Annotated in this window: 9 protein-coding genes; 3 read left to right on the forward strand and 6 right to left on the reverse strand. The window is 37.8% G+C overall.

The features are described from left to right. A partial coding sequence (locus ACFO3L_RS06395) for a zinc ribbon domain-containing protein (RefSeq protein ID WP_379965022.1) occupies positions 1 to 139 on the forward strand: 139 nt, incomplete at its 5' end. Between the two features lie 364 nt (positions 140 to 503). Here ACFO3L_RS06395 and rsmA read toward each other — a convergent pair. Genes rsmA through ACFO3L_RS06410 form a run of 3 tightly spaced genes read right to left on the reverse strand, consistent with a single transcriptional unit; the run spans position 504 to position 2,718 of the window. Next, on the reverse strand, positions 504 to 1,385 hold the full coding sequence (gene rsmA, locus ACFO3L_RS06400; RefSeq protein ID WP_379965006.1) for a 16S rRNA (adenine(1518)-N(6)/adenine(1519)-N(6))-dimethyltransferase RsmA: 882 nt from the start codon (positions 1,383 to 1,385) through the stop codon (positions 504 to 506). Next, on the reverse strand, positions 1,382 to 1,951 hold the full coding sequence (rnmV, locus tag ACFO3L_RS06405; protein ID WP_379965008.1) for a ribonuclease M5: 570 nt from the start codon (positions 1,949 to 1,951) through the stop codon (positions 1,382 to 1,384). Before rnmV ends, rsmA begins: the two co-directional genes overlap by 4 nt. Continuing rightward, positions 1,951 to 2,718 (reverse strand): TatD family hydrolase, encoded by a 768-nt coding sequence (locus ACFO3L_RS06410; RefSeq protein WP_379965010.1) that lies wholly within the window; start codon positions 2,716 to 2,718, stop codon positions 1,951 to 1,953. Before ACFO3L_RS06410 ends, rnmV begins: the two co-directional genes overlap by 1 nt. A gap of 186 nt (positions 2,719 to 2,904) precedes the next feature. On the opposite strand from ACFO3L_RS06410, the gene ACFO3L_RS06415 reads away from it, so the two are divergent. Then, on the forward strand, positions 2,905 to 3,750 hold the full coding sequence (locus tag ACFO3L_RS06415; RefSeq protein WP_379965012.1) for a metallophosphoesterase: 846 nt from the start codon (positions 2,905 to 2,907) through the stop codon (positions 3,748 to 3,750). 37 nt (positions 3,751 to 3,787) lie between these two features. Here the strand turns inward: ACFO3L_RS06415 and ACFO3L_RS06420 are convergent, their stop codons facing one another. From ACFO3L_RS06420 to ACFO3L_RS06430, 3 genes are all read right to left on the reverse strand, one after another. Continuing rightward, a complete protein-coding gene (locus tag ACFO3L_RS06420; RefSeq protein WP_379965014.1) occupies positions 3,788 to 5,137 on the reverse strand; it encodes a DUF438 domain-containing protein in 1,350 nt (449 codons plus the stop codon). Then, positions 5,138 to 5,365, reverse strand: a complete 228-nt coding sequence (locus tag ACFO3L_RS06425) for a DUF1858 domain-containing protein (RefSeq protein ID WP_379965016.1) — start codon at positions 5,363 to 5,365, stop codon at positions 5,138 to 5,140. A 122-nt stretch (positions 5,366 to 5,487) separates the two neighbouring features. Beyond that, complete coding sequence (locus tag ACFO3L_RS06430; protein WP_379965018.1) at positions 5,488 to 6,462, reverse strand: NAD-dependent epimerase/dehydratase family protein; 975 nt, start codon at positions 6,460 to 6,462, stop codon at positions 5,488 to 5,490. 144 nt (positions 6,463 to 6,606) lie between these two features. Here ACFO3L_RS06430 and ACFO3L_RS06435 point away from each other — a divergent pair, with 144 nt between their 5' ends. Further along, positions 6,607 to 6,852 carry an AraC family ligand binding domain-containing protein gene (locus ACFO3L_RS06435; protein WP_379965020.1) on the forward strand — a complete coding sequence of 82 codons (246 nt, stop codon included), beginning with the start codon at positions 6,607 to 6,609 and terminating at the stop codon, positions 6,850 to 6,852. Positions 6,853 to 6,938 lie beyond the last annotated feature (86 nt).

A 6,938-nucleotide genomic window follows, 5' to 3' on the forward strand; every position in this document is an offset into this window, starting at 1 on the left:
TTGTGGAAATAATGATGGTAAAAAGGGTTTGCATATCCGTGAATGGACTTGTAGCAAGTGCAATACTAGTCATGATAGAGATATCAATGCAAGTAAAAATATATTGACCGAAGGTCTAAGATTACAAGTATTAGCTTAGATAGAATATAGAACCGTAGGAACTACGGGGATAGCTTAGTAAACAAGAGAAACCTCTGTGAGTAAAGAAATGCGCTTGCAAGTATGTTCTGTTCCTAAGAATCTCGTGACTTCAGTCATGAGAGGTTCAAGAATAATTGTATCCTTTGAGATTTTAGACACAAAAAAACAGCAAAGGAAATTTTCCCTTGCTGAATACTTTTTATGGATTGTAATGTTGTTACCTAAATTGGCACCTGTGTCACAACCTACTATCGCTGTTTCTACAGTCAGTGCTGATCGAACAATCAAGCATTTGTTACAGTAGTTGACGGAGTTCCTATCCGGTTAAATAGATCAGTCTCTTCAAAACCCGCTAATGCTGATTATTTACTCGCTTCCATTGCATTACTTAATGCTGCAAACTCGGCCAAACTCAATGTTTCCCCACGACGAACGGGATCGATCCCCGCTACTTCTAAACTACGGGTTAACCATTCTTTAATTTCTGGTGTTTTCCCATAGTTGTTTTGTAAGTTATTCCAGAGCGTTTTACGACGTAACTGGAAGGCCGCTTTCGTTAGTTTGAAAAACTCGGCTTCATTTGTCACATCAACAGCTGGTTTCGCACGTTTCGTTAATTTTAAAATCGCTGAGTCCACATTTGGTTGTGGTACAAAGACCGTTTTTGGAACAATGAAAGCAAGTTGGGCTTCCATGTAATATTGAACAGCAATCGATAACGATCCGTAAGCTTTTGTCCCTGGTTGGGCACTGATTCGATCCGCAACTTCTTTTTGCATCATCACAACCATTTCAGCAATGTCGATACCTGATTCTAAGAAGTGCATCATAATAGGAGTTGTAATGTAATATGGTAAGTTTGCTACGACTTTAACTGGTAATTCTTTTTTGAATTCTTCTTTGATGATTGTTGCTAAGTCGGCTTTTAAAACGTCTTGGTGAATGACTTTGATATTTGGATATGGTGATAACGTATCTGCCAAGACTGGAATGAGACGGTCATCAATTTCAAAAGCTAAAACTTGATTGGCATTTTGACCTAGATGCTCAGTTAAAGCCCCAATTCCCGGACCTACTTCAATCACGTTCGTCTCTTTGGTAATTTCAGCAGCTGCAACAATTTTACGTAAAATATTTGGTTCCGTTAAAAAGTTTTGTCCTAAACTTTTTTTAAAGGTAAATCCATGCACTTGTAGAATTTCTTTCGTTCTAGAAGGCGTCGCTATTTCTCGGTAATCATTCAAATTTTTTCCTCTACTTTCTCTAAGGCAGCAAGTAATTCTTCTTTTGTAATCCGGAACATTGTTAAACGTTTTTGCAATTGTTTGCCATTTGTGTAACCAATGCGCAGTTCATCGCCTAATTTTTCACGACGTTCTTTTGACCCGTTACCTGCTAGTAGTCCTAGCGCCATTAAGTCTTGGCGACTAATTGACTCTTTTTCGACAGGTGATTGCATCGGCTCCACGACACGATCCAGCGCTTCTAAAATTGCCTCATCACTCGCATGTTCGACTCCTAGGCTACGATGTTTTTTCTTACCCTTGGCTTGTGATCGTGGTAAAAAAGCATGCTTGGCATCCGGCACAGCTTCCATGATAATTTTACGAATCTTCTCACCTGAAAAATCTGGATCGGTAAAAACAATCACTCCTCGAATTTCTTGGGCATGTTCAATTTGTCTTAAAATTTCATCATTAATTGCCGAACCGATTGTTTCGATGGTATCAGCCTCAACCACTTCTTGAATCCGTTTGGTGTCGTCTTTTCCCTCAACGACAATAATTTCTTCATAAACTGGTTTATCCATTAATTCAACCGGAACAATTCATGGGCATTTTTAGTTGTTTGCATAGCCATTTCTTCAAAAGAAACTTCCCGCAATTCGGCTAATTTTTCTACTACAAAACGAGTATAACCTGGTTCGTTTCGTTTACCACGATACGGTACTGGTGCTAAATACGGCGCATCGGTTTCAACGAGTAAACGATTCGCAGGTACTATTTTTGCAGCCTCTTGAACTTCAATTGCTTTTTTAAAGGTTACGACGCCACTAAACGAAATGTGCATTCCTAAATCTAAAAAGCGCTTTGCCCATTCCTCATCACCACTGAAGCTATGCATAATACCACCAACTTCATGAATTCGATTGTCTTTTAATATTTGATAGGTGTCTTCAATCGCATCGCGCATATGGATGCTGACCGGTAATTTCATTTCTTTCGCAATGGAAATTTGGCGTTCAAAAACTTTCGCTTGAACTTCTTTTGGATCTTCCATCCAATAATAATCCAAACCAATTTCTCCTAAAGCCACGACTTTTGGTAAAGTTAATTGCTCTTGTAGGCGTCGTTCAATTTCAGGCGTATAACTACCGGCTTCAGTTGGATGCCAGCCAATAATACTATAAATAAATTCATACGTACGGCTCAATTCCAGCGATTTTTCAATCGTTGGCGTATCAAAACCAACCACAGCCATTTCCGTTACACCAAACTCTTGGGCACGTCGGATGATTTCTGGGATTTCCGTCTTAAATTGGTCCGCATTTAGATGGGTATGTGAATCAAAGATCATGTGTTACTCCTCCTCATTCTCCCATATACAATAGCATATTTTCGGTTATTCTGAAATGAAAAGAACCCAATTTTTCATTAATTTTCATTTAAAAATTTTACCTTGTGTTCGATTGCTTTTTTATATATTATCAACTATCCTTAGAGATAACGAATCTATCGTTCGAAATTATGAAGGAGCCTATCTATGTCAAAAATTATTTACCTTCTTATTTTTGGATTGAGTCTACTTTTATTTTATTGGTATTTTTTAAAACCGAAAAAAGCTAAAGAAGTTCATTACTTAATTCACAAAGATAAACGTCAAGTATTAGACATCTCGAATGCCTATGATTTGTACGAGGATTCAAAAACACTGCTTGTAGCGCATTTTGGTGATACTCATTTTCGTAGTGGTCATGGACCGAAGAAATTAAATCCTTTAATTCGTTCAACAATTGCCCGAGAGCCCGATATTATTGTCTTTACCGGTGATTTGATTGCCAATTATGAGAGTTGGCCCCATCATTTGACACCAACATTGGTCGATAAGTTGAAGCGTTTAAAAGCACCCAGTGGAAAATTTGCGATTCTTGGCAACCAGGATTACGTGAAGGATGGCCAATATTTCGTCCAAGAAGTCTTAAAAGACGCTGAATTTCAGCCACTCGTCAATGAAAGCATTTTTACAGCAAAAGAAGAGACTGCTGTCCATATTGTCGGCATGGATGATACCATTCTTGGACATCCTGTTTATGAATTTGACAAAAAAATCGCCAATTGGCAATTATTACTCGTTCATGAAGCCGGTCACATCGAAAAAGTCAAATCGCTACTTGATTTTGATCTTGTTTTAACTGGACATCAATTCAAAAAAAGAATCTTCAAAAAAAATCAGAACGCACCAAAATTTACAGATGGTCTCTATCAACTCGGTAGTAAAACATTACTATCGATTTTTCCCAAGTATGAAGCTGGGAAAATTTTCCTTAAGACACCCACGATTTACTATTACCACTTAGTTAAAGAAAGCAATAAAAAACCAACTTCTTAACCGTTAGCACATAACGGGAAGGAAGTTGGTTTTTTAGTTATTCAGTAACGCCTTCTAGTAGGCGCTTTTGTCCGGCAATTTGCTGAATCTCGGTAATATCTTGTGAGACTTCCAAACAGCCCATGTATTGACCGGCGTCATCTTTTAAGGCAAAATAACGAATATAAATTTTACGATCGCGGCGGTCAATCCAAAATTCTGCCTTATCACGGCGATTGGCTTTGAAATCATTTAAAATTTCTTCCACCATGTGCATGCTTTTTGGTGGATGGCAATTAATCACTTGGCGTCCAATCACTGAACGCGTTCTCGGGAAGATTGGTGTTGGTCCTTCTGAGTAAAAACGAACCGTATCATCTGCATCAACAAAAGTCATATCAACTGGAATCGTTTGGAAAATAGCCATCAATTGGTCGACATTTAAAATACCAGTTTTAAAGACAACTTGATCGGCTTGCGGTGTGTCTTCCCAATCGTAACGGCGGCTACGACGTTTGCTCGTTTTTTTCTCTTCGGCTAAGCCTTCTGCAATCCCATCGGTTGTTTCTTTGGCTTGTTGAATCGCCATTTGACGCAATGGCTCCCGTTCTTCCTCTTTTAACAAGGCTTCTGGACTGGCTTTCCAAGGTAATGGTTCTGGGATATAAGCAAATCCTATTTCAAAACTATCTTTAGCGATTTCTTCCCAATCTGTTAAACTAAAAACGTCTAATGTCATTGGGACCATGATTTCTTCTTCTTTAAAAATCATCTCTTCAATCTCTTCTTTAAGTTCTTCCCACTGGGCTTTAATCAGATTAAAAACAACTTTCTCACCTTTAACATAAGCTAATAGTTCTTTTGCCATCTCGCGAACTTCATCGTCAACACCCCACATCACTTGCGGTGGCGCGGTAATCCCATATTTTTCCATATAACTGAAAATCAATGTTTCTTTACGTGCATAATGTTTGTCGATTTGTAGCAAGTCGGTTAACGCATGAATTAAACGCTCTTTGTATGACCATTGACCTTTTTCGATTTTTTCAAGAATGCTTTCAATTTCATCACTTAGTAGCGATTGTAAGACTTGATTTTCAAGTTTTAGCGTATGAACGGGGTGTCCTGGTTGACCATGCTCTTCGTTTGAATGATGAATTTCATTTATTGAACCCTTAAAAACAGCCGCATGAATATTGCAGAGTTTTTGAATTTCTGAAGGATCAAGTCCTCCTTGAATTAAGGCACGTTCTGCAGCGGTAATTTCTAGAACATCAACGCCATCAAATTCTTCATTGAATAAACGTTTAGCCTCTTCAAAAGCGCCACCTTGGTGTAATAAAGATAAAATTTCAACAATTCGTGCTTGGCGTTGCTCTTTCGTTCTTGTTCGTTTGGTTGTTTCCATCTATTCCACTCCTATGATTTGAAATCCTTTTGCTTCAAACACATCGATTACTTTTTCTAAAGGAATTTTTTTCATCTTAGCTCCCTTAGGAATGGTTACGTAACGGCCGGCGGTTTGAATCATTCCTGGTTTAACGATATCTTTAAAGCCAATTTCAAACATGATATCTTTCACAATTGGGTATTGGCTAATCAGTTCATACAACGATTTTGAAAAATCAATTTCCATCTAATCCCTCCTAATTAAGAATCATTCTCAATCAAGTCTAGTATAGCACAGTCGTATCTTTTTTCACAAAAATATTAAAAAGCCTAGAAAAAATTAATTTTCTAGGCTTCTTCTCTCATTTATTAATCTTGAACACAAAGTGCTAATGATTCTTTAATTGATGCAATTACGTCATCTTCCTTGTAGCCTAAAACATCCATCGTTTCTTTTGGATCGATGAATAAATCTTCCGCTTGTAAGCGTGAGCTAACTTCAACGTGCATTCCATGTTCAACACCTTTATCAGAGGCTGCTTTGTCAATTGCACGGTAGCGGTCGACCATTTGTTCATAAGGTACAACTTTTAGTTCTGTTGTTTCTGTTTGACCTAAAGCGTCAACCATCATTTGGTAGAATTCAGCGTATTTCATATTAATACCGCTGATTGCATAGGTACCGCGGTGTGCGCCATTTTCAAGTGCACCAATTGCTGCTTGAGCTACTTGTTGAACGGTAACCATTGCTGTTCCTCCTTGTAAAACAGGGAAAACAGGTTGACCTTTAATTTGGTCTGTAAACATTTTCCATAATGGTAAGCGGCCTGGCATTGTTCCAAAGATATAAGGTAAACGTAGGCTAGAAACTTTCATTTCGCCTTCACCTTCACAAAAGGCAACTTGTTCTTGTAATAAGCGAGTATTTGGATACGCTTGTTTGCGTAATTCGAATTCTGGTAAGCGCTCTGCGAATTCTGCGAAGTAAGAACCGAAAAGAACGAAATTTTTAACGCCGGCTTTTTTCGCTAAACGTGCTACACGTTGCGTTGGTAAAACGTTTGCTTCATAGAAAAATTTGACTGCTGGTTTGGCTGGAACTATACGCTCATCCGCACCCGCTGCATAAATGAATCCTTCACAATCTTCCAATGTTTCGATGATTTCTTCATCACTTAATTCAAAGAAATTACCTAAAGAACATTCTACTCCTTCTGGAATAATGCCTTCTGCTGGCATAGGAGGTAATGCCATTGTTTTAACTTCATAACCTTTTGATAACGCCTCTAACATTGTGTAGTAACCTAAAAATCCTGTTCCACCTAAAATAAATAATTTTGCCATATCGTCTTTTCCTCTTTTCTTTAATTGTGATTATAGTAACATGATACGAATTATCTGGAAGAAACAAAAGGGTTAATTCTTCCGTAACACTAACTTTTTGTGAAATTCTGTGTATAATAGAACTATGAAAGGAAGCGATTACGATTGGATAACACTCACGAAATGGCGCCATATACTAGTATTGATTATTACCGTAATCAACTAAAAATGAACGAAGTAACGATTTCTTCTCACCAATTAACTGAAGATTTAAAACCACAAAGTCATGATAACGTCACCTTTTTGTATGTGACGTCTGGTGCCGCCCAATTAGAAATCAATGGGCAACTTTTTACTTTTAAAAAAGGACAGTTAATTTTATTAACTAGCCGAGAACACTCGCGACTTTAGTCGTGTAGATGAATCGGATTCGGTTGAGGCACAGTATTTTACTGTGTCAATCAACCGACATATATTATTTTTTTCTAAAGGTTTAA

Source organism: Enterococcus eurekensis (genome assembly GCF_042654605.1).
Lineage (GTDB): Bacteria > Bacillota > Bacilli > Lactobacillales > Enterococcaceae > Enterococcus_I > Enterococcus_I eurekensis.